Below are 20,553 nucleotides of genomic sequence, written 5' to 3'. Positions count from 1 at the left end.
TTGTTATTATACGAATGCTTAATATTCATAGCCATTCGTAAGTATTACTCGTCTTATTTTATGCCTTACAGGTTGGGTAAAAGCTTTATTATTTTTAGTTTTCAATAGAGCCTTAACCATCTCCTGATTTAACACATCCATTTCGACAATAAAATCCACACATAAATCTAACCAATAGTTTCGCTGATGTTCAATTAATTCTTCAAGGATTAACTGAATCGGGAACATATTGGAAAGTAGTATATTATTTGTTTGAATTTCCGTTTTGAGTTGGGTAACTACAGTTTCTATATTTTCAAAAATAATATAAAATGGAACTCCATAAAAGGAGACTAAAACAACTTCTCTTGTTATACCTTTACGAATTACCTTCCAACTCTCTCCAAGATAGTAACACTCATATTCCTGTTCTGGAATCACAATTATTCTCTTTTCCATTATTAATATCAAAAATTGAAATGTAAAGACTACTCAAACCTTAACCATCTTACTATTTATAAGGAAGGGATACTAAGATTTCATCATGCTTTAAATTCATCTGATGATTAAAAATACGATCGTCTAATCCCCACTTATTAGTTCCTATCAATAAACTATAAGCCACAATATAAGTTTTCTCTTTATTAGATTTGATTTCAAAAATTTTCCCTTCGTATGAACCAAATTTTTCTTTTAAATCAGATGTCAGATTTTCTTTTTCTACAGTAGAAACTGATATAGAATCCCACACGGTTCTTATATCCATATATTCTACAAATGAAAACTCAAGGTCAATATTATAGGAGGTTCCTTCTGAATAACCTTCCTCATCATCATACTGCATAATACTTCTTATTAACAAAGAGTTATGACTTACAGTATATGCCCAGATTTTGAATTTTCTGTTTGAACAAAATATCATAATAAAATCATTATTTAAAATTCACCTTATCCATCAAAAATTCATCAAAATTATCTCCAAATTCAGATTCCTTTCCTTTTACAAAAACAATTCCCCTTGAAATCAATTCAAAATTATTATTCTCATCTATAATCTTATACATATTTTCTAAACTTACATTATTTAAAAATTGACTTATAGAAAAAGTTGGATTGTCAACAGAAAAAAAACCTTGAATGTATTCACAGTTTACCATTATGATATAGGCAATTTTATCATTTTCATTAAAATAGAATCTTATCGCTATTCTTTTATGACTAATATCAAATAACCAGATTTGAGCCCTGATAATATTTAAAGCACCCAAACTTTCATTTATTTGCTTAACGTTTGTTATAATTTCCAGACTCTTTCCAAAATCCGAATTCCTTATACACGGTTCATTACTTTTTCAATGGACTAAATTTAATCATTTCCATTTACGTTTAGCAGCTCTTCATCTCATAAATATTCATTATTCCAAACAAAAACAACCACCAGAAAACTCCGGTGGCTGATTCACAAAAAACAAGTGTATAAAAAATATATACTACGTAAAATTTAATTTCTCCAGAACAGATTCCCGTTGTGCATCAGGGCTTCTATCGTAGACATTCTGGAAACGGCTTCTGCTGAGCATGAAGCATCTGCTAAAACCACAGCAGCTTCATCGCCGGTTTTAGGCCATTGTTGTTTTCCTTTTTCATCCAAAGGAAGAATACTTTGAGTGGCAAACTGTAATGCTCTTGATAAAGCAAATTCAGTGGCATAGCCATATAATTCAGCAATAAGATTGGCCTTCTGCAACATACTTCCGGATCCGAAAGTACTCCAGAAATCCTGTACGTTATCATTCCCAATCAAAACATTTACCCCATGCTTTTTCATGGTGGGGATCGGCATGATGGTCTTTTTAAACGGTACGGAAGAAGCAATTCCTACTTTTCCGGCAGCCAGTCTTTCTGAGATTTCTTCTGTTTCTTTTGGAGAAAGGTGAGCCAGCACAAAAGCGTGACTTACAAAAGTTTTTCCCTGAAGCACAGGGTTCTCAATCGCTTTATCAATCAGATAGTTGATAGTCTTCATTCCGGACTCTCCTACTTCATGAAGGTGAATATCAATTCCTTTATGATGATCCAGTGCCAATTGTACGGTAAAATCCATTACTTTTTCGATGCTTCCGTCAATGCTCTGCGGGTCTAATCCACCAATAAAAGCAACATTATCTAGTTTTGCAGCTTCTTTCATTAAAGGAGCTGATTCTGTATAATATACTCCATGTTGTGGGAAAGCAACCAACTCTGCATTAAAGGAAGCTTTTTTATTTTGAAGCGCCTGTTCCAAATTCTCCAATGATTGTAATCCTGAAGTAGGATCAATATTGAAATGGGTTCTCACAAAATGAGTTCCGTAATGCTGTAACAGACTGATCAGTTGCTCAGCTCTGTCCACTGAAGTTTTTAACAGTTCAGGAATAATTTGCTGTTCATAAGCAATCATGTCCTTCACGCTTTTTCTTTTGGGAGAGAGCGCCTGCCAGGGAAGACCATACAACGTTTTATCCAAATGGATGTGCATATCCCTGAAAGCAGGAAGCATCAGATATCCTTTAGCATCAATGGCTTTGGAAGAAGGATCATTGGCTTTTATCGATTTAATTTTTCCGTTTTCAATTTCGATACTGAAAAGGTCTGTTTTGGTTCCGATAACCTCTTCATTTTCATATTCAAAACCTGTTTCCAGGCGTACATTTTTAAGGGAATAGTTTCCTTTCGCAGTTAATTGATAGGGAAATTGCATTTTTTAATATTTTAACCCTACAAAATTACACCGGCTTCTTCTGAAAACCGGTGTATCAATTATGTCTTGTTTTGTATAAATTATTCCTTGAATTGAGACGGTGTCATTCCCGTTTGCATTTTAAAGAATTTCGAAAAACTGGCATGATCATAGAAGCCCAGATCATACACAATATCTTTTACAGACATTTCCGAAACTTTCAAAAGACGTTTCGCTTCCAGTAAAATACGATCCTGAATGAGAGATGATGCAGAAGCATTGAGATTCTTTTTACAGACAATATTCAGGTAATTGGCGGAAATATTCAGCTTATCAGCATAAAAGGAAACAGATCTTTCGGTTCTGAAATGTTCATCAATCAGGTTTAAAAATTTAGAGATAATGGGATTTGAATTGTAAACTTCAAAATCCTTGAAAGCTCCTTCCACTGTTTGGCTGACCAGCAAACCGATCAGCTCACTTCTCTTCTGAATCAGTTCCCAAAAAACTTTTTCACTCTTCAACTCTTTCTGGATGGCTTGAAATTCATATAAAAATGTTTTAAAAACGTCTTCAGAAAGATTAATTACGGGGTGATTCTGATAATAGGAAGCTGAAAATCTCAACGATGGCAAAAAGCTTTCAAACCAATCTCTGCTGATCATTAGCTGATATCCTATTGTTTCTTTTTCAATTACCCACTGATGTACCTGATCCGGAAAAACAAGATGAATCTGGTGATCTTTCACCTCATATTTCGCAAAATCTATGGTATGGGAACCTACTCCGTGCTCAAAAAGGTTGATGATAAAAAAATCATGTTTATGGGGATCATCAATAGAGCGTGCCCCATAGAGTTCATTAAACAGTAAATTACAGCCCTTAAGCTGGTTCTCGCTAAACTCCTGAATTCCTAAAATGGGAAAATGATCTGTATGATAACTCACACTACCTGAATTTCTCTTAAAATTAATAAAATTTATGAGAGAAAAAATTAAAATAGCCACAAAAGATACAAATGCATCTTTTATGGCTAAAAACACCAACTAAATTATATATCTGAATTTTATATTCTTAGTAATGTTGGAAAATCGCAACGGCGCAAAGATTTGGCTTATAACACTACTTTTAGGGAGCAAAGATTTTATCTCCGATAATATTGAATGCTGCTGATTTTATGACAGTTTTGATCCAGACCTTTACAGCATTCTTTTCACGATTTCAGGATAAGAGCGATTTCTTTAAAGCCTAATGATTCCGCATGTTGTAAAGGTGTTATACCTGAATGATCGGGAATCGTGAGGTCTGCACCATTATCTTTAAGAATCTGCACAATTTCCTGATATTTCCGGGTTCCATTTCCAAGAATTACGGCTTCCATTAAAGCCGTCCAACCTAATTTGTTCACATGATTAATTGGGAAACCTTTTGTCTTAACCAACACTTTCACGGTTTCTACATGTCCGCGTTCACAGGCAGGAATCAAAGCAGTTCCGTTGTAACGGTTGAACACATCGAAGCGGGCACCATTTTCCAGGTATAATTTCACCAATTCTGTTTGTCCGCTTGCTCCGGCATATAAAAATGCACTGTCCAACTGCTCATCCTGAAGATTAACATCTGCTTTATAAGAAACCAATAGCTTAGCCATTACGGTTAGTTTCTCTACGGTTGCAATCAGCAATAAAGAACGTCCTTTTCTATCCCGAGTATTCACATCTGTTCCGCTTTCCAGAGCAGATTTTACAGCAGAAATATCATTTTTCTTTATTTGGCTGATAATGTCTTTTTCCTGCATAATCTCTTCGTTTGGAAAATCACCAGATTTCTCCTGACAGGCACTCAAACTTCCGAATGCTAAAAGAAATACCAATATTTTCTTCATTTTAGGTTGAATTTAAAAAACTACATTTCCCTGATGTACCAATGATTCTACATTGGAGATTCTTGATACAGCTTCTGCGGAACAGCTTGCATTCAACAAAACAAAATCTGCTTTATCTCCTGTTTTAGGCCATTGCTGAGTTCCTTTATCATCCAATGGAAGAATATTTCCTGTTGCCAGTTTTAAACTTCTTGATAATAAAAATTCAGTTGAATACCCGTACAGCTGCGCCATTAAATTGGCTTTCTGAAGTACACTTCCCGTTCCGAAAGTATTCCAATGGTCTACAATACTGTCATTACCCGTTAATACTGTTACATTATGTTTATATAAAATCGGGATCGGCATAATCAGTCTTCCGAAAGGGATCGTGGAGACAATTCCGATCTGCGCTTCTGCCAACTTAGCGGCAATATCTTCCTGTTTTGCTTCGTCTAATTTTGCCAGTATAAAACAATGACTCAGGTATGTTTTACCTTTTAAAGACGGATTTTCATTTACTTTTTTAATTAAATATTCTACAGTTTTCAATCCCGAATCTCCGGTTTCATGCAGGTGAATATCTATTCCCTTTTTATTGTCTAAGGCTAATTGAACCGTAAAGTCCATCACTTTTTCGATATTGCCATCTACATTGAAAGGATCTACTCCACCGATAAAATCAATATCCATTTTGGCAGCTTCCTTCAGATAGGGTGCTGAATCTGTATAGAACACTCCGTGTTGTGGAAAGGCCACCAATTCTGCCCCAAAGCTTTTCTTTTTATTGTCTAAGGCTTTCTGTAGATTCTTTAATGACTGAAGTTTTGAAGTAGGCTCAATATTGACGTGACTTCTTGCAAAGGATGTCCCTTTTGATTGTAATAATTCAATCATTTTTTCAGCCTTGGATGTTGAATTCTTCAGCATTTCCGGAAGCATTTTCTGTTCCAGATCAATCATTCCCTTTACGCCACCGGTTCTTTTTCTTACTGCCTGCCACTTATCCCCATAAAAAGTTTTATCCAAATGAATATGCATATCTTTAAATGCAGGAAGCATCAATAATCCTTTTACATCTATAGCTTTTACGTTAGGCTGGTTGGGAGCGATCTTAGTAATCTTTCCGTTTTCAACTTCTACATAAAACAGATCTGTTTCTGTAGCAGAAACTTCTCCTTCATCATATTGGAAACCGGTTTCCAGACGAACGTTTTTAAGACTCAGTTTTCCTTTTGCTGAAACATTTTTTTCATCCAAAAAAGGAGATGCTGTCATTATATTCGGTAGTAAAGTTAATCCTGCCATTGCCAATGCTGAATTTCTGATAAAATCCTTACGGGAGATATTGTTGTCTGAAGTCTTCATTTCCAATCTATTTACGACAAAATTAAAAAGAAGTATTCTGAACAAAGTGTATGGTTTATTACAAAATCTGTATCATTTATGCTTTATTCACAACTGTAATAAAAACATTTACAATAATACATTATTCATTATTTTCTTATCACATAAACTTCATACACATACTATATTTTACTATCTGCAAGCTTCTTTAACACATTTCGTATAATTGAACCTGTACTGCATTTTTTTTATTAAAATTTATATTTGCAAGAAAAAAAGAACCTATGAAAAAAATAGTAAGTATTATTTCAATATGTATAACTTCTATTGTATTTGCACAAACAGGAATTAACACAGAAACTCCTAAAGCTACCCTTGATGTTACTGCAAAAAAAGAAGTTTTAACTATTGATGGATTATTACCTCCCAGATTAACACGTGCTGAACTTACTGCAAAAGGCAATACATTATATGGTAAAGAACAGGATGGAGCCATTATCTATATTACAGATGCTTCTGGAGGTGATGCCCTAAGCCAAAGAGAAAATATTGAAAGTAAAGGACTCTATATTTTCGATGCTGAAGCAGCCAATAATGAGGGACGATGGATGTGTCTGTTCTGCTATGGTGTTGTTTAATCAACTTAATAAACAGACAAAAAAAAGACTGCCTATTAATTAAGACAGTCTTTTTTTGTATTATAAATTAGAATATTCAAATTTTCTAACGGCTTCCAATGTCATATCAATTTCTTTCTCTTTGATAGCATCGCTGATGAAGTAGGTTTCATAACCGCTTGGCGGCAGGTACACTCCATTCTGAAGCATCTGGTGGAAGAAATTGTTAAACAATGAATGATTCGCTTCCTGCGCCTCATCAAAGTTAGAAACTCTGTTGGTATGGAAGAACACAGACATCATAGAACCTTTTCTGTTGATCTTATGAGTAATTCCTTTTTCATTTAAAATCTTTCCGATTTCAATGTCCAAGGTTTGTGTTGTTTTGCTTAATCTGTTGAAGAATTCAGGATCATTTTTAATCAGCTGAAGTGTTTTTAATCCTGCTCTCATCGCCAATGGATTTCCACTTAATGTTCCAGCCTGATATACTCCACCTTTTGGAGCCAGGTGATCCATAATTTCGTTTCTTCCTGCAAAAGCACCTACTGGTAATCCACCTCCGATTACTTTTCCGTAAGTTACCAGATCAGCTTTTACATTAAAAAGTTCCTGTGCTCCGCCAAATGCTAATCTGAAACCGGTCATTACCTCATCAAAGATCAATAAAGCACCGTTTTCATCACAGATTTTTCTTAGGTTTTGTAAGAAGTTATTCTCAGGCAAAACACAGCCCATATTTCCGGCAACCGGCTCAATAATGATGGCTGCAATTTCGCCTTGGTTATGACGGAATAAATCTTCAACCTGCTCAATATCGTTGTAACGAGCTAATAAAGTATCTTTTGCCGTACCTTCAGTTACCCCCGGAGAATTTGGATTTCCGAAAGTTGCAGCTCCACTTCCCGCTTTAATCAGGAATGAATCTGAATGCCCGTGATAACATCCTTCAAATTTTACAATCTTATCTCTTCCTGTATATCCTCTTGCCAGTCTGATGGCACTCATACATGCTTCTGTTCCTGAAGAAACCATTCTGATCTGATCGATATTCGGAACATTTTCAACGATGAATTTTGCAATTTCAGTTTCAAGTTCTGTAGGAGCTCCGAAAGAGAATCCTTTTTCTGCCTGAATTTTCAGTTCTTCCAATACTTCAGGATGAGTATGTCCTAAAATTGCAGGTCCCCATGAATTGATGTAATCGATATATGTATTATCATCGGCATCAGTAAGGTAAGCTCCTTTTGCTGATTTCATAAAAACAGGAACACCTCCTACTGATTTGAATGCTCTTACCGGAGAGTTTACTCCTCCCGGAATGTATTTGTAGGCTTCATCAAACAAAGCCGAACTTCTTTGATACTTCATTTTTTATTTTTTATTGTTTAACCCTCAAAGTAAAGGGTACCATCTTCTCCTGCATAATTTTTCTGCCCATTAATCATTGTATAATACAATTGAAAGGGATAGCCATTTTTCAAAATTGTTGTAGCTGGCTCAAATTTTCCGTCTAATACTTTATTGTTAGGAAGAATTGTTCTAAAAATTAAATTATTCTGGTGATTGGGATCAGGCTCTGAAAGATATACCAAATGATACCCATCTACCAAAGCAATTTCATGATATTTATTAGGATATACCTCACGGGAATATTGATCTACAAGTCCCATTAAATTCGAAGTATTCACTGTATAAATATAAGGAATCCCTCTATAATACTGCCAACCTACATGCGCCAGCTCCGGTGTATTTAAAAATATTTTATTGAGTTTAGGAATATAAATCCCGATATATGTACTAGCATCAGCAGATCCTATTTCTATAAAATCTCTTTTAAAAGTTAGGTCATACTGGTCATTATCGTAGGGATTCAGCATTTCAATATCTTCATCACTAAGATCATCCCAGCTTAATACTATTTCTTTTATATCTTTACTATACAATGCATTTATTCCAAATCCTTTATCATTAACCGGAGGCCTTTCAATTTGCATTTGTTTTTCCAGACGCATTCTTGTTATTGTGGAATAATAATAGTAATCCCACCCATCAAAAACCAAATATTTATCATCATTTACTGATATAGGTATATTTGAAATAAAGGGCATCAGAATGATTGCATTATTGTCTATAATTCCAAATTTCCCATTTTGCTCTGCATGAAATCCTCCAACAGAACGGTCATATCCACTTATACTATTATATTGAGGCTGTACTGCAATAAACCCGGTCGCATCACATAATCCCCAAAAATTTCCCTTTCTGTAGGGTATATATTTTTGTTCCTGAGAAAATATTGTACATGACATACATATCAAAAATATCCGGAGATATTTAGAAGTCATATTTAATATTTTCATGGGAGTAAAAGGGGGATTAATTTCTTGGTTTCTTGTCAATCAAATAAATTAGCTGCCCTGCAGATGGCTGTTGACCTTCATCCATTCTGTTTTTAGCATATAACTTATGTAATTTGATTCCGAATTTCTGAGCAATAGCATGCATGTCTTCTCCTGACATTGCTTTGTAAGTTGCTGTATTTCCTGAAGAGTTTTTAGATTCAAGGAAGACAATATCATTTTTCTTCAAGGTCTCGGTTTCCAGCTCATTCCACTTCATCAGGCGGCTTTCACTGACCTTGAATTTATTGGCAATAAACCTTACATCGGTATCTTCAGGAATGACAATATATTTCAGCCCGTCATTCGGGTGACTTTTAATGAGAATGGAATTCAGAATCTCAGCTTTTGTTTTGATTCTCTCTACTCTTTTCTGCTGTTGTGCATAAGAAGTTTGCTTATAAGGAACTTCTACAGTTACCGGTTCTTTGGCTTTCTTTGTTGTTTTTGAAGGCTCCAGTTGTGCCATGAAAGTTCTGTCGTCTTTCAGATCCGGATACATTTTAAGTACGGCATACAACACTTCATTAGAATTGGTGTTGTCGTATTCGTATAGTTTATACTTTTCAATTTTAGTGATTAAGATGGAAGCATAACGTGGATTGGTTGCATATCCGGCTTTTTTTAAACCGTAAGCCCACGCTCTGTAATCCTTCATATCCAGATTGAAAAGATTTGCGTAATATTTTCTGGTGGATAAAAATATAGAATGATCTTCGTAAGACTGTCTTGGGTCATCATATACACGGAAACATTCGTTTGGAGCATCGTCCGTATGTTTCATCGTTTTACCCGTCCAGTCTTCTTTACATTTTATTCCGAAGTGGTTTTTACCTTCCTGTGCTAATCTGCTTTGCCCGCCTCCTGTTTCAAGAAGTCCCTGAGCAAGAGTAATAGAAGCTGGAATTTTATATTTTTCCATTTCTTCTACTGCATATTTAGCAAATTTCTGAATGTATTGATCTTCGGTTGCCCAGCCTTGGGCAGAAAATTTTGATAAAACTAAAAGGCTTATGGCTAGAAAAAGTCTTTTCATGTTTTTCAATTTTACTTATATAATTAAATTTCTATTCTGTTTTTCTAAAAGCAGATTAGCTCCCTCAATCCCCTGTAATCCACCAGTATGAAAGCACAATATTCTGCTGTTTTCAGGAAAGTAGCTTTCTTCAATAAGTTCAAAAACTTTCTGCATCATCTTTCCTGTATAAATCGGTTCCAGAGGAATGTCGTATTTCTCTTTGAAATTATTGATAAAACGGATATTTTCATCACTTATTTTACCATAACCTCCAAAACATGAATCTATTAGATTAAAATTCTGCTTCAAAGTTAATTCAAAAATTTTATTTTCAAGTGAAGCATCGTCAACGACCTTTAATCCTATAACTTTCTGATTATCTTCACAGAATTTTGAAATTCCGGCAATGGTTCCTCCTGTTCCAACTGCGGTGCAAAGATAGTCAAAATCTTTTGTTTGCTCATTGAGCATCATTTTCACCCCTTCCACGGCTTCTTCATTGGTTCCTCCTTCCGGGACTATCAGTGCTTCGGGAAACTCCTGCTGCAGGAATTCTGTCAGTTTTTCTTTATGACGATATTCTTCACGGGTGACAAATTTCAGATTCATTCCGTTTCTTTTTGCAAAAAGTAAAGTGGGATTATCGCGCCATTTATGTTGTAATTCTTCTCCCCTGATAATTCCCAGCGTTGGAATACCAGCCAGATTACCTACCGCAGAAACGGCTGCAATATGATTGGAAAACGCCCCACCAAATGTAATGATATATGGTTTCTCCGGATTTCCTTCCAGATAACGGTTAACATTATAAAACAGTTTCCAGTATTTATTACCGGAAATCTGAGGATGAATAAGGTCTTCTCTCTTGATAAAGAGTTTTACATTTTTATGAATCAGGATTTCCTGAATGGGAATAGGTTCTGTAGGGAATTGTAATAACATTTTAGTTTTTTAAACTATTCATGGTTTATGGAGTACAAAAGTAGGAAAAGATTAATTATCGGATTTTTTAGTCGTGACTACAGGTTTTTATAGATAAGGTTGATTGTTTCTAACCACAGATGACACGGATTTGCAAAGATAATTATGTGTTTGATGACGTCCAATTATGTTGGTCTAATTTGTGAAATTATTGGTGATGTTTGTATTTTAATTCTTAGGTTTTGGCTAAAGCCGTTGAATTTTGGGTTCTTTTAATTTGGTCGGGCTTCCTTCGTGAACTTCGTTCGTAAACCTTCTGTTTATGCTCAGGATTATAACCCACCCCTATTGATGTTAATATCCGTGCCAATATACTAGGAGAAAAATAGTTGTTTAACGACAAGATCTTTTATCTTTTATCTTTTATCTTTTATCTTTTATCTTTTATCTTTTATCTTTTATCTTTTATCTTTTATCTTTTATCTTTTATCTTTTATCTTTTATCCTCTACAAATATTTCCTAAAGTTCCAGAACTTTCTTTTTTTAAGGTAATTTAAATCGTGTTCGTTAGTATAGGCTTCTCTTTCAAATGAAATCCTTCTGTATGCCTGATACCCGTTTTTTAACTTAAAAAACCAGTAATAATATTCAATAACATAGAAAATGTAGAAAAATATGACAAGCATCTCCAATTGTTGTCTCAAATGGATCTTTTCGTGATTGATAAGTGTATTATTTTCCTTATCTTCGGGTTTCCTAATGAAGATAAAGGGAAAGAGAGCAATGCCGTTAATTTTTAATTTTTTTAATGGCTTTTGGCATACAATTATCATACTAACAAATATAAAAAGTTTTTTGACTTGCATTTAACTTATGGCCCATTATGACATCAAAGAAGGTGAAGACTTTTATTATAATGAACAGGGATATAAAGTTTTTACAGAGAAATTCCATCTGAAAAGAGGATATTGCTGTAAAAGCGGCTGCAGACACTGTCCTTACGGGTACGATAAAAAAACTGATACATTCATTAAAAATGACAAAAAAAAATAAATAAAATGAAAAAATATATTTTTATTTTGTTGGCAGCAGCTACATTAGGTTTAACTTCTTGTAGCCCGTTTCAGGTACGTTCAGATTATGCTGAAACCGCCAATTTCAATTCTTACAAAACATATAAAATAAGAATTGATGATCTAAAATTGAATGATATTGATAAAGACAGAGTTCTGAATGAGCTTTCAAGACAGCTTCAGACCAAAGGACTTCAGTCCGGAGAGAATCCTGATCTTATTATCAACGTAAAAGCAAATCATAAAAAGATCACTGATATACAAAGTTCTTCTCCTTACGGAATGTGGGGTTGGGGCGGCCCATTCGGATGGGGTGTTGGAATGAACAGAACATGGACAAGCAATTATAATGAAGGAGCTCTTATTGTTGACCTTATCGATGCAAAATCCAATAAATTGGTATGGCAGGGTATCGGAAGCGGAATTTCTGTAGATTCTCCAAGATCTAAACAGAGACAGATCCCTGAAATTATGGCTGAGATTATGAAAAATTATCCGCCACAGAGAAAATAAGATTGATAGCTATTATTATATGAGCCGGCACTTTTGTGCTGGCTTTTTTATTTTTATGAGTGCTGACTTTCGGGATGCGGACTGGGAAATTAAAGCTATTAAATTTCTTTTCTTATTGAGTTTAACATACAATATGAATAACGAAGTTTAGATTATTACAGAATGACAAAGATACGTGGATAGGTTTAACCAACTGTATTTCTTCATTGAGTATCAATTATCGCTCATCAATCATCATTTATCATTCTCCAATGAAAGCAAAATGTTCTACATTCAAAATTAATAATAATGTAATTTTTTATTCACAAAAATGTAGTAATCTTGTGGGAAATTATATTAATATGAAAAAAATTATCTTATTCTCTTTATTCTCGGGACTTGCCTATGCTCAGGCTCCTACAGGATACTATAACTCTGCCAATGGATTGAGTGGTGCGGCTTTAAAAACTGCTTTGAGCAGCATTATCACCAGCGGACATCAGGATAAAGGCTACAACGGATTATGGATAGCCTATAAGACCACTGACATTGATAAAGACTACGAAAATGATGGGTCTATCCTTGATATCTATTCTGAACAACCTGTAGGTACTGATCCTTATAAGTATACACCGGGATCTAACCAGTGTGGAACTTATTCTACGGAAGGAAACTGCTATAACAGAGAGCATATTGTCCCTCAAAGTTTATTTAGTCAGTCCTCACCTATGGTTTCGGATGTTCACTTCATCAGAGCTACAGATGGTAAAGTAAATGGAATGAGAAGTAATTATCCATTCGGAAAAGTTGGAAGTGCTACTTTTACTTCCCAAAATGGATCAAAATTGGGTAATTCTGCTTCTTCAGGATATTCAGGGACAGTTTTTGAGCCGATTGATGAGTTTAAAGGGGATGTTGCCCGTATGATCTTCTATTTTGTAACGCGATATCAAAGTAAACTTTCTTCATTTTCTTCTGGAAATATGTTGGGTAGTTCTACATTTCCAGGGCTTCAGACCTGGGAACTGAATGTTCTTTTGGCATGGCATAATCAGGATCCGGTTTCTCAGGCTGAAATCAAGAGAAATAATGCTTCCTATACTTATCAGGGTAACAGAAACCCTTTTATTGATAATCCAAGCTACGTAAATCTTATCTGGGGATCTCAACAACCTACAGGCGATACTCAGGCTCCGACAGCTGCTACAAGCTTAGCCGTTTCTGCCAAAACATCCAACAGTATTTCTCTTACATGGAATGCTGCTACAGATAATGTTGGAGTGTCTGCCTACAATGTTTATATGAACGGAAGTCTGCAAACTACGGTAAGTTCAACTTCTACAACAATTTCGGGGTTAACACCATCTACAACTTATAGTTTCTATGTAGTTGCTAAGGATGCTGCAGGAAATTCGTCTTCTAACAGTTCTACCGTTTCAGGAACAACAAATGCAGGAACAACCAACCCTAATCCATCTACAGATTGTGTCAATGAAAATTTTGAATCAATTCCAGCTGCAAGTTCTACCTATTCTGCCAAAACATGGAGCAATGGTGGTATTTCCTGGACTGCTACAGATGCAAGAACCGACCAAACGATCAATAATAAAGCGATTACTGTAAGAAATGGATCTTTAACATCAGGAACTTCTTCTAATGGTATTGGTTCTTTAACAGTAACTACACAGTTGAAATTCTCAGGAAGCAATGGCGTTTTTGATGTTAAAGTAAATGGAACTACAGTAGGAACAATTCCTTACAGTACTACAGCAACAACAACGACTATCAACAATATTAATGTTTCCGGAAATATAACGGTAAGCCTGGTGAATACTTCAACCAGCAACAGAGTGGCTATTGATGATCTGAAATGGACATGTTATTCCGCAACTTCTGCCAGACAAGCTCAAAGTGTTACCTCAGAGACCACGCAAAGCTTTAAAATCACCCCTAATCCGATTATAAATCAGGAAATCACAGTAAAAGGTGATGTTCAGAATATCAAAAGAGCTGAGATCTATACCTTACAAGGAAAAGTGCTGCAAACGATTGACAGACCTTTCAGAAATGGAAATGTAATCAGAACAGGAACTCTTAATCAAGGAGTTTATATTTTAAAACTGGATGGAACTACGATACAGTTTTTAGTAAAATAATTCAAAAATATTTATCATAAAAAATGGTTGGCCTTCTTGTAAGGCCAGCCATTTTTGTTCCTGTAGGGTTTTCTGGATGTTTTTTTGACACAAAGTTTTTATTTTCTGAGCGCATTATTTTAGGGGCGAAGAATTAATCAGCAAGCTGATTTGATGAAGCGAAGGACAGAACTCTGACGTTGGGAAACGCAATGACGCGAGGGTTTATTTATCTTTTTGGAGAGTAAGACGTAAAGATTGTATCTGCGATAAAATTGAATGATTCAAATTATTTTTGTTAATCTGTTCCAATGAACCCCTTTATTTATCAGGCTTCGGAAACCTCCTGTTTCCATCATCCCTCTTCCCTACTTTCTACTTTTATCTTTTTGTTCAATGATTTTAGACCAGTCGGTAAACATTTTAGTAATGGTTTTCTCATTCATCAGGCAGAAAAAAAACATTCCTGCAAAAACAGTTAACCAGCAATACATTAACTTAATACCATTCTTATCTGTAATAAAATACAGAACGAAAATGGTAAGAATTCCCAATAAAAAGGTAAACATCAGGGTATACAATAATACATTGATGATATACATATTGAACTTAAGTTTTCTGAAAACCCAGCCAACTAAAGCAATGGGAAGCATTAATAATATTGGGGTAAGAAGTGCTGCAAAAATCAGCATTTCGGGGTGAGCCATCAGGTCTTTCTCGAAACCGAAAAAGGTGTTAAAACTGAACTCCATGGTATTGTTTTTCCTGTTCTATTACTTCTAGCAGGGTTTTATCTTTATACCCAAGCATTTTTGCCAATATCACATTTGGGAATTCATGGATTCCTATGTTGTAAAGATTAACACTATCATTAAAAAACTCTCTCCTGTCTGAGATCTTATTTTCCAGTTCCGAGATTCTTTTCTGAAGCTCCAGAAAGTTATTATTGGATCTCAGTTCCGGATAATTCTCCGATACGGCAAAGAATGAAGATAAAGCTTTTGAAGTTTCATTAGCTAATTCTGTTTTCTTGTCTGAATCTGTGGTGGTATTGTAAACGGTTCTCAGCTCTGTCAGCTTGGTAAGAATCTCTTTTTCGTAGTTCATGAAATTTTTGGCTACGCTTACAAGATTGGGAATTTCATCAGCCCTTTGCTTCAAAACAACATCAATATTGCTATACGCTTTATCAACATTGAATTTGAGCAACACTAATTTGTTATACAGGTTAATCAGAAAGCTTATCACTGCTACAATCAGCAATGCGAGTAATATGATGGCTACAGTTTGATTCATTATTGTATGAGTATATAAATGATGATTAATAAAATGATTGAACAGGTGAAAAGAAATGATCTCAACAACGGCTGGTATTTGTTCCACACAGTGATTCCTGATGATGAGGTAATCCCAAGAACTTTATGCTGCTCATCTTTTCTGATGAATGGAACTCCGTTTTTTGAATCGGCATAACCTACCAAAAGCATTTGCTGACCATGTTTTAAAAGGGTTTCTTTATATCTTTTGTTATAAGTACTACTGATATTGGTTTCTCCCAATAAGACTAACTCAATTCCTTGGGGCTGGATTTCGATGGTTCCAGTAGCATCTTTCATTCGAAAGGTATTGCATTGGGTTTCTCTATGAACTGTTGTATAGGTATTCTTACCATCCGAGTCTTTATCAATGTCTTCAATGGTATAATAATATCCGATACATTCTTCATTATTCACCGGTGAACGTAAAGGCGTTTCCATGAGCAGCGTTCCTTCTATTTCAACAAGTCCTTTGGCCAATGATGCTATTTTGGAAGTAGGTAGTGAAGCCTGTAATCTTAAAAAACGTTTGGTGACAGAAGGTTTCATAATGGTAAAAAAGACCAGAATAAAAATCACCAAAGGAATGCAATACAAAACACGACCTGCATAGTCGTCATAGTTTGTATTAATATCAGAGAGGTATTTATGCAGCGGCATTTTTTCCTTAAAGATCAGCCATAGTATATAATAGAGAAAGCAAAACAGTACTGCTCCTAAAACAGCATAGCCTGCGGGTGACATTTTTTTCTTATTCTCCATATACAATTTAGTATTTGAAATCTCTTTTCAGGTTAGTGTTATCTCAAAAATACATTTTTATTTCAGAATCATTCTGCTTTTTCTTTTTATGGACTTGCATCAATGTTTAAGTACCATCAGTAATATACATCCTGCGTTCAATACAATGATTACAAGAGCTCCATATAAAGAAAGGGTAATTCTTTTTTTAAAGGTTTCATTTTTAATATACGTGGTGAGTAAACATGCGAAAAAGGCTCCTAATCCAGTAAAAACACATCCGAAAACAAGCATTATCCAATCAAGTTCAATGCTGTTGGCCTCTTCACTGGTTTCAGAGTCTGTAATTTTCAGAGTCTGCCCTATTGCAGGCGGATGGTCATCGGTAATATCCAATGTTTTTATTACTTCATCTCCCTTGAAATTGGTGTATTTTACCCTTGGAAAGTATGCAGGATTATTGTAGTATCCGGAGGTCGGAAAATTTCTAGTAGCAATATTTTCTTTTTTATAACCAATGACAACGGCTTCATATTGTTTTTCCGACACACTTCTGTACGCTTTCTCCCAAAAGAAACTATAAGATAAAACCATTGTTATGCAATTGAGAGAAATCATTAACAGACTTATAAAAAACAACATAAATCCCTTTTCTAACAGTCCAGATTTACCTTTTACGGTACTTCTCTTTTTTAGAATTTTATCAAAAATTCTATACGCAATGTAGAGTGAAAATAAACATACGGTTAAAAAGAAGTATCCGAATAAGGTCATATTTATTTTGATGAATCGTTAATATCCAATTTATTGTTCTTTATTGGATACAAGAAGTCTCGTCAGGTATTGGTTTCCAAACTCAAGACGAACAAAACGGTTATCCATTTTAAAAGTAACTACCGTTAAAGCGCTTGAAGTATTGGCGTCAACCTCTACTGTGGTCTGGTAAAGCTGTGCATTATATCTTGCAAACTTGGCTTTACATTCTGAAGCTGAACTTTCATTGAATACTAATCCATAAGGTAAGCCGGAAACTTTTTGGTCTCCATAATACTGAAGGGCATAATACTCTTCACCATCATTCATTTTGGCATAGATCAGATTGAAAACCTCATCGATATCCCAGCTTGAGTATTTTCCACCTTTGCAGGTCTCACACTCCGGCTCACTTGGCTGTATTTGCAAAAGTTTTGTAAAGGTATCAGCTGTTGTTGGCAATGTAATAAATTGTTTCTTGCTGAATAATGCCTGTAACTTTTTGGAGGTTGTTTGTTGTATAAGTTTTCTATTATCCAGTTCTTCCATTTGAGCAACAGCCTGTGCTTCCGCTGCTGCCATCTGCTCTTCCGTAGGTTCTGCTGCGGCATCTGCTGTAGCCTGTGCATAAGACTCCGGTTTCTTATAGGTTAACAGGAATTCTTTGATTTCATTTTCTACTTTTCCTGTTGATTTGGTAAGTTTTACATCTACATCCTTCTTTGACCAGCGATCAGGAACAATAGATTCAATATCTATAGTGACTTTTGTACTTTTTTTAGAGATCTTCTTAAAGTTCACCATCCAGCTTGCCCGTTCAATAAACTGCTTGTTTTTCGCTCCTTTATTTAGCGCAAGGTTCAGGTAAGGATTTTTATTTCCTGTGTCATACTTCAGATTAAAAAGATCAACGGTGGTTGAAAAGTTATCCTCCATAGCAGCAGCGTCTGCTGCAATTTCCTTTGTGTAGTCATTTTTAAAATCAAAAATGATATTTTCAAGGACATCAATACTTTTAGGGACGGTAAATTCTACTTTTTGTGCAAATGACAAACTGAAGCACAAGGTACTCACTGCCGTAAAAAGTTTATAGTTTAAATTGATTTTCATTGTATTCGTTTTTTATAATTATAAGGTGTTATGATAAAAAAGACTGCCTTACAAGGACAGTCTTTTTATTTTAAGTGATGAAGACTTAGCTGCTTGGCCAAAGTCCCGCATATTCAGAATTACCGTAAGTAATGGTTTCAGCGCTTACTACAAAGCTAATCAGCATATTATTACTGTCTATTGCATCAAAGTCTACTTCGTGCTGGATTACATATCCGTTTTCCCACTTCAAAGTAATTAATGTTCCTTCTTCATGAGATTTATTAAAATTAATTTCTCCACTTGTAGGCTTATATTTGCTGTTCAGTAAACTTTCCAGAACATCAGATTTCTCTGTTGCTTCGATGGTTACTTTAATCAATGCGTTTGACGGATCTGATGCTACACGTCCTGAAACATCGGTAGCTCTTGAAACGCTGTAATTAAGTTTTAATAACTTCTGACCTTCACCTCCATTGAATTTTAAAATTCCTCTTGAATTTCCTGCCATATTCTTAAATTTAAATCATTAATGATAGCCCTGTTTAAAGGATTTTCTATAACAAAGATAGAGTTCATGTTCTAATGTAAAAAGTTTTAAGGCCACAGTTTCAAAAATTGTAGTAATTCTACGACTTTATGATTTATAAAATTATATAGTTTTCAAAAAAAGACATTGATTTTTAATCTTCTGTACCATATAATCAGAAATGTTTGTAAACATAGGAAATGACCATAATCACAAGATTGATAACAATCAGCGTCAGAATAACAGACGAATATTTTCTTTTCTTATCTATAAAACTTAATCCCAGAATAAAAAAGAACAGCAGTACAGTGTATACCGCGGGATACATTTTAAACGCTTCTGAAAACTTTCCTTCAAAGACCAACACAATAGCCCGCTGGGCACCACATCCCAAACATTCCACACCCAGAAATTTCTTACTGGGACAGGTCAGCATAAAGTCTTCTAAATTCATTTCTGCAGAATTATGATATTCTAATTATTATGAGGAGATCTTCGCTCTGGTATACTGATGGGGAAAAAAGCAATCTTCTTTCATTTCAAAACTTCCCTGAACTGCAATATAGGGATTTCTTAAAATTTCCCTTGCTACAAAGATCAGATCAGCCTCTCCATTCTGTAGTATCTCCTCAGCCTGTTCTACTTTTGTAATTAAGCCTACAGCTCCGGTTTTCACATTAGCTTCGCTTCTTATCTGAGAAGAGAAAGGAACCTGATACCCATTGAAAACTGAAATTTTTGCGCCATGAATATTTCCGCCACTTGATACATCTACAAGGTCAACAGAATGTTCTTTCAATACTTTTGCCAGTGCTACACTATCCTGAATATCCCAGCCATTTTCTGCATATTCAGTTCCGGAGATCCTTACAAAAAGGGCTGTATTTTCACTCAGTTCTTCATTTACAGCATCTACAATTTCAATAAGAAAACGGATTCTGTTTTCAAAACTTCCGCCGTATTCATCGGTCCTGATATTGGATAACGGTGACAGAAACTGATGAATAAGATAACCATGTGCTCCATGAATTTCAATCAGATCAAATCCGGCTTTTACTGCTCTTCGGGCTGCTTTCTTAAAGTTTTGAACCTGTTCCTTTACCTCATCAGTACTTAAAGCATGCGGAATTCTTTCTGAAGGATGATAGGGAATAGAGCTTGGTGCAATAGTTTCCCAGCCTTCTTCAATAGAGATCTGTAAATTATTCCATGTGGAACCTTTTCTTCCCGCATGAGCTAGTTGGATTCCTATTTTGCTGTCTGAATTTTGGTGAACAAATTCTACAATTCGCTGTAGTTTTTCTGCCTGTTCATCATTCCAGATTCCCATACAGTGGTTGGTAATTCTTCCTCTCGGTTCTACTCCTGTTGCTTCCACAACAAGTAAACCTGTGCCGCCCTGTGCCCTGCTTCCGTAATGCACCAGATGGAAATCATTCGCTATCCCGTTTTCACATGAATACATACACATGGGAGACATTACCCAGCGGTTTTTTAATTCTACATTCCTGAATTGTATTGGAGTATATAACATTTTATAGTCTTAAAAAATTGAAC

At 35.2% G+C, this 20,553-nt stretch carries 24 protein-coding genes; 4 read left to right on the top strand and 20 right to left on the bottom strand.

Annotated features, from left to right (window positions below):
* Window positions 1–18: 18 nt before the first annotated feature.
* From J2772_RS07465 to J2772_RS07435, 7 genes are all read right to left on the bottom strand, one after another.
* Window positions 19–438, bottom strand: a complete 420-nt coding sequence (locus J2772_RS07465; protein ID WP_209915234.1) for a hypothetical protein — start codon at window positions 436–438, stop codon at window positions 19–21.
* Between the two features lie 52 nt (window positions 439–490).
* Complete coding sequence (locus tag J2772_RS07460; RefSeq protein ID WP_209915231.1) at window positions 491–901, bottom strand: hypothetical protein; 411 nt, start codon at window positions 899–901, stop codon at window positions 491–493.
* A gap of 10 nt (window positions 902–911) precedes the next feature.
* Window positions 912–1,247 carry a hypothetical protein gene (locus tag J2772_RS07455; protein ID WP_209915229.1) on the bottom strand — a complete coding sequence of 112 codons (336 nt, stop codon included), beginning with the start codon at window positions 1,245–1,247 and terminating at the stop codon, window positions 912–914.
* A gap of 233 nt (window positions 1,248–1,480) precedes the next feature.
* On the bottom strand, window positions 1,481–2,719 hold the full coding sequence (locus tag J2772_RS07450; protein ID WP_209915226.1) for an amidohydrolase: 1,239 nt from the start codon (window positions 2,717–2,719) through the stop codon (window positions 1,481–1,483).
* An 80-nt stretch (window positions 2,720–2,799) separates the two neighbouring features.
* Window positions 2,800–3,645, bottom strand: a complete 846-nt coding sequence (locus tag J2772_RS07445; RefSeq protein ID WP_209915223.1) for a helix-turn-helix domain-containing protein — start codon at window positions 3,643–3,645, stop codon at window positions 2,800–2,802.
* 266 nt (window positions 3,646–3,911) lie between these two features.
* The gene (locus J2772_RS07440) at window positions 3,912–4,583 is read right to left on the bottom strand and encodes an ankyrin repeat domain-containing protein (protein ID WP_209915220.1); all 672 of its coding nucleotides are present in this window, start codon (window positions 4,581–4,583) and stop codon (window positions 3,912–3,914) included.
* A 12-nt stretch (window positions 4,584–4,595) separates the two neighbouring features.
* The gene (locus tag J2772_RS07435) at window positions 4,596–5,930 is read right to left on the bottom strand and encodes an amidohydrolase (RefSeq protein WP_209915217.1); all 1,335 of its coding nucleotides are present in this window, start codon (window positions 5,928–5,930) and stop codon (window positions 4,596–4,598) included.
* 263 nt (window positions 5,931–6,193) lie between these two features.
* On the opposite strand from J2772_RS07435, the gene J2772_RS07430 reads away from it, so the two are divergent.
* Entirely contained in the window at window positions 6,194–6,547 is a 354-nt protein-coding gene (locus J2772_RS07430) for a hypothetical protein (protein WP_209915214.1), read from the top strand.
* Between the two features lie 60 nt (window positions 6,548–6,607).
* On the opposite strand, the gene hemL is transcribed toward J2772_RS07430, so the two are convergent.
* The 5 genes from hemL to J2772_RS24165 form a co-directional block, all read right to left on the bottom strand.
* Window positions 6,608–7,897, bottom strand: a complete 1,290-nt coding sequence (gene hemL, locus J2772_RS07425; protein WP_209915211.1) for a glutamate-1-semialdehyde 2,1-aminomutase — start codon at window positions 7,895–7,897, stop codon at window positions 6,608–6,610.
* A 17-nt stretch (window positions 7,898–7,914) separates the two neighbouring features.
* Window positions 7,915–8,838 carry a hypothetical protein gene (locus tag J2772_RS07420; protein ID WP_209915208.1) on the bottom strand — a complete coding sequence of 308 codons (924 nt, stop codon included), beginning with the start codon at window positions 8,836–8,838 and terminating at the stop codon, window positions 7,915–7,917.
* Between the two features lie 67 nt (window positions 8,839–8,905).
* Window positions 8,906–9,964, bottom strand: a complete 1,059-nt coding sequence (locus J2772_RS07415; protein ID WP_209915206.1) for a glucosaminidase domain-containing protein — start codon at window positions 9,962–9,964, stop codon at window positions 8,906–8,908.
* A 15-nt stretch (window positions 9,965–9,979) separates the two neighbouring features.
* Window positions 9,980–10,888: a 1-aminocyclopropane-1-carboxylate deaminase/D-cysteine desulfhydrase gene (locus J2772_RS07410; protein WP_209915202.1), complete on the bottom strand. Its 909-nt coding sequence runs from the start codon at window positions 10,886–10,888 to the stop codon at window positions 9,980–9,982.
* 486 nt (window positions 10,889–11,374) lie between these two features.
* A complete protein-coding gene (locus J2772_RS24165) occupies window positions 11,375–11,701 on the bottom strand; it encodes a hypothetical protein (RefSeq protein WP_245365173.1) in 327 nt (108 codons plus the stop codon).
* Window positions 11,702–11,741: 40 nt separating this feature from the next.
* On the opposite strand from J2772_RS24165, the gene J2772_RS07405 reads away from it, so the two are divergent.
* The 3 genes from J2772_RS07405 to J2772_RS07395 all read left to right on the top strand — a co-directional run bounded on the left by J2772_RS07405 (window position 11,742) and on the right by J2772_RS07395 (window position 14,589).
* Window positions 11,742–11,921 carry a DUF5522 domain-containing protein gene (locus J2772_RS07405; RefSeq protein WP_047387294.1) on the top strand — a complete coding sequence of 60 codons (180 nt, stop codon included), beginning with the start codon at window positions 11,742–11,744 and terminating at the stop codon, window positions 11,919–11,921.
* 5 nt (window positions 11,922–11,926) lie between these two features.
* A complete protein-coding gene (locus J2772_RS07400) occupies window positions 11,927–12,454 on the top strand; it encodes a DUF4136 domain-containing protein (protein ID WP_209915199.1) in 528 nt (175 codons plus the stop codon).
* Between the two features lie 341 nt (window positions 12,455–12,795).
* Complete coding sequence (locus tag J2772_RS07395) at window positions 12,796–14,589, top strand: endonuclease (RefSeq protein WP_209915196.1); 1,794 nt, start codon at window positions 12,796–12,798, stop codon at window positions 14,587–14,589.
* A 347-nt stretch (window positions 14,590–14,936) separates the two neighbouring features.
* Here the strand turns inward: J2772_RS07395 and J2772_RS07390 are convergent, their stop codons facing one another.
* From J2772_RS07390 to namA, 8 genes are all read right to left on the bottom strand, one after another.
* Entirely contained in the window at window positions 14,937–15,320 is a 384-nt protein-coding gene (locus J2772_RS07390) for a hypothetical protein (RefSeq protein WP_209915193.1), read from the bottom strand.
* The gene (locus J2772_RS07385; protein ID WP_209915191.1) at window positions 15,304–15,864 is read right to left on the bottom strand and encodes a LemA family protein; all 561 of its coding nucleotides are present in this window, start codon (window positions 15,862–15,864) and stop codon (window positions 15,304–15,306) included. Before J2772_RS07385 ends, J2772_RS07390 begins: the two co-directional genes overlap by 17 nt.
* Window positions 15,864–16,646 carry a hypothetical protein gene (locus tag J2772_RS07380; protein ID WP_209915187.1) on the bottom strand — a complete coding sequence of 261 codons (783 nt, stop codon included), beginning with the start codon at window positions 16,644–16,646 and terminating at the stop codon, window positions 15,864–15,866. The genes J2772_RS07385 and J2772_RS07380 overlap by 1 nt, the downstream gene beginning before the upstream one ends.
* 99 nt (window positions 16,647–16,745) lie before the next feature.
* On the bottom strand, window positions 16,746–17,219 hold the full coding sequence (locus J2772_RS07375) for a hypothetical protein (RefSeq protein WP_209915184.1): 474 nt from the start codon (window positions 17,217–17,219) through the stop codon (window positions 16,746–16,748).
* Window positions 17,220–17,429: 210 nt separating this feature from the next.
* Window positions 17,430–18,488: a hypothetical protein gene (locus J2772_RS07370; RefSeq protein ID WP_209915182.1), complete on the bottom strand. Its 1,059-nt coding sequence runs from the start codon at window positions 18,486–18,488 to the stop codon at window positions 17,430–17,432.
* An 85-nt stretch (window positions 18,489–18,573) separates the two neighbouring features.
* On the bottom strand, window positions 18,574–18,978 hold the full coding sequence (gene tssD, locus J2772_RS07365; protein WP_045499934.1) for a type VI secretion system tube protein TssD: 405 nt from the start codon (window positions 18,976–18,978) through the stop codon (window positions 18,574–18,576).
* Between the two features lie 193 nt (window positions 18,979–19,171).
* Window positions 19,172–19,450: a DUF2752 domain-containing protein gene (locus J2772_RS07360; protein ID WP_209915180.1), complete on the bottom strand. Its 279-nt coding sequence runs from the start codon at window positions 19,448–19,450 to the stop codon at window positions 19,172–19,174.
* Window positions 19,451–19,477: 27 nt separating this feature from the next.
* Window positions 19,478–20,530, bottom strand: coding sequence for an NADPH dehydrogenase NamA (namA, locus tag J2772_RS07355; RefSeq protein WP_209915177.1), 1,053 nt, complete (start codon window positions 20,528–20,530; stop codon window positions 19,478–19,480).
* Between the last annotated feature and the right edge of the window lie 23 nt (window positions 20,531–20,553).

Source organism: Chryseobacterium jejuense (genome assembly GCF_017877355.1).
GTDB classification, from domain to species: Bacteria; Bacteroidota; Bacteroidia; order Flavobacteriales; family Weeksellaceae; genus Chryseobacterium; species Chryseobacterium jejuense_A.
The sequence above is the reverse complement of the archived record's forward strand: the minus strand, read 5'-3'. Positions and strand labels throughout refer to the sequence as shown.

What these genes read in the sequence shown, in the direction of transcription:
- J2772_RS07390 (WP_209915193.1), bottom strand. Translation starts at nt 15,320, where the DNA reads ATGGAGTTCAGTTTTAACACCTTTTTCGGTTTCGAGAAAGACCTGATG.
- J2772_RS07450 (WP_209915226.1), bottom strand. Translation starts at nt 2,719, where the DNA reads ATGCAATTTCCCTATCAATTAACTGCGAAAGGAAACTATTCCCTTAAA.
- J2772_RS07400 (WP_209915199.1), top strand. Translation starts at nt 11,927, where the DNA reads ATGAAAAAATATATTTTTATTTTGTTGGCAGCAGCTACATTAGGTTTA.
- J2772_RS07435 (WP_209915217.1), bottom strand. Translation starts at nt 5,930, where the DNA reads ATGAAGACTTCAGACAACAATATCTCCCGTAAGGATTTTATCAGAAAT.
- J2772_RS07430 (WP_209915214.1), top strand. Translation starts at nt 6,194, where the DNA reads ATGAAAAAAATAGTAAGTATTATTTCAATATGTATAACTTCTATTGTA.
- J2772_RS07380 (WP_209915187.1), bottom strand. Translation starts at nt 16,646, where the DNA reads ATGGAGAATAAGAAAAAAATGTCACCCGCAGGCTATGCTGTTTTAGGA.
- J2772_RS07420 (WP_209915208.1), bottom strand. Translation starts at nt 8,838, where the DNA reads ATGTCATGTACAATATTTTCTCAGGAACAAAAATATATACCCTACAGA.
- J2772_RS07410 (WP_209915202.1), bottom strand. Translation starts at nt 10,888, where the DNA reads ATGTTATTACAATTCCCTACAGAACCTATTCCCATTCAGGAAATCCTG.
- hemL (WP_209915211.1), bottom strand. Translation starts at nt 7,897, where the DNA reads ATGAAGTATCAAAGAAGTTCGGCTTTGTTTGATGAAGCCTACAAATAC.
- J2772_RS07460 (WP_209915231.1), bottom strand. Translation starts at nt 901, where the DNA reads ATGATATTTTGTTCAAACAGAAAATTCAAAATCTGGGCATATACTGTA.
- J2772_RS07360 (WP_209915180.1), bottom strand. Translation starts at nt 19,450, where the DNA reads ATGAATTTAGAAGACTTTATGCTGACCTGTCCCAGTAAGAAATTTCTG.
- J2772_RS07465 (WP_209915234.1), bottom strand. Translation starts at nt 438, where the DNA reads ATGGAAAAGAGAATAATTGTGATTCCAGAACAGGAATATGAGTGTTAC.
- namA (WP_209915177.1), bottom strand. Translation starts at nt 20,530, where the DNA reads ATGTTATATACTCCAATACAATTCAGGAATGTAGAATTAAAAAACCGC.
- J2772_RS24165 (WP_245365173.1), bottom strand. Translation starts at nt 11,701, where the DNA reads ATGATAATTGTATGCCAAAAGCCATTAAAAAAATTAAAAATTAACGGC.
- J2772_RS07370 (WP_209915182.1), bottom strand. Translation starts at nt 18,488, where the DNA reads ATGAAAATCAATTTAAACTATAAACTTTTTACGGCAGTGAGTACCTTG.
- J2772_RS07375 (WP_209915184.1), bottom strand. Translation starts at nt 17,219, where the DNA reads ATGGTTTTATCTTATAGTTTCTTTTGGGAGAAAGCGTACAGAAGTGTG.
- J2772_RS07405 (WP_047387294.1), top strand. Translation starts at nt 11,742, where the DNA reads ATGGCCCATTATGACATCAAAGAAGGTGAAGACTTTTATTATAATGAA.
- J2772_RS07415 (WP_209915206.1), bottom strand. Translation starts at nt 9,964, where the DNA reads ATGAAAAGACTTTTTCTAGCCATAAGCCTTTTAGTTTTATCAAAATTT.
- J2772_RS07385 (WP_209915191.1), bottom strand. Translation starts at nt 15,864, where the DNA reads ATGAATCAAACTGTAGCCATCATATTACTCGCATTGCTGATTGTAGCA.
- J2772_RS07440 (WP_209915220.1), bottom strand. Translation starts at nt 4,583, where the DNA reads ATGAAGAAAATATTGGTATTTCTTTTAGCATTCGGAAGTTTGAGTGCC.
- J2772_RS07395 (WP_209915196.1), top strand. Translation starts at nt 12,796, where the DNA reads ATGAAAAAAATTATCTTATTCTCTTTATTCTCGGGACTTGCCTATGCT.
- tssD (WP_045499934.1), bottom strand. Translation starts at nt 18,978, where the DNA reads ATGGCAGGAAATTCAAGAGGAATTTTAAAATTCAATGGAGGTGAAGGT.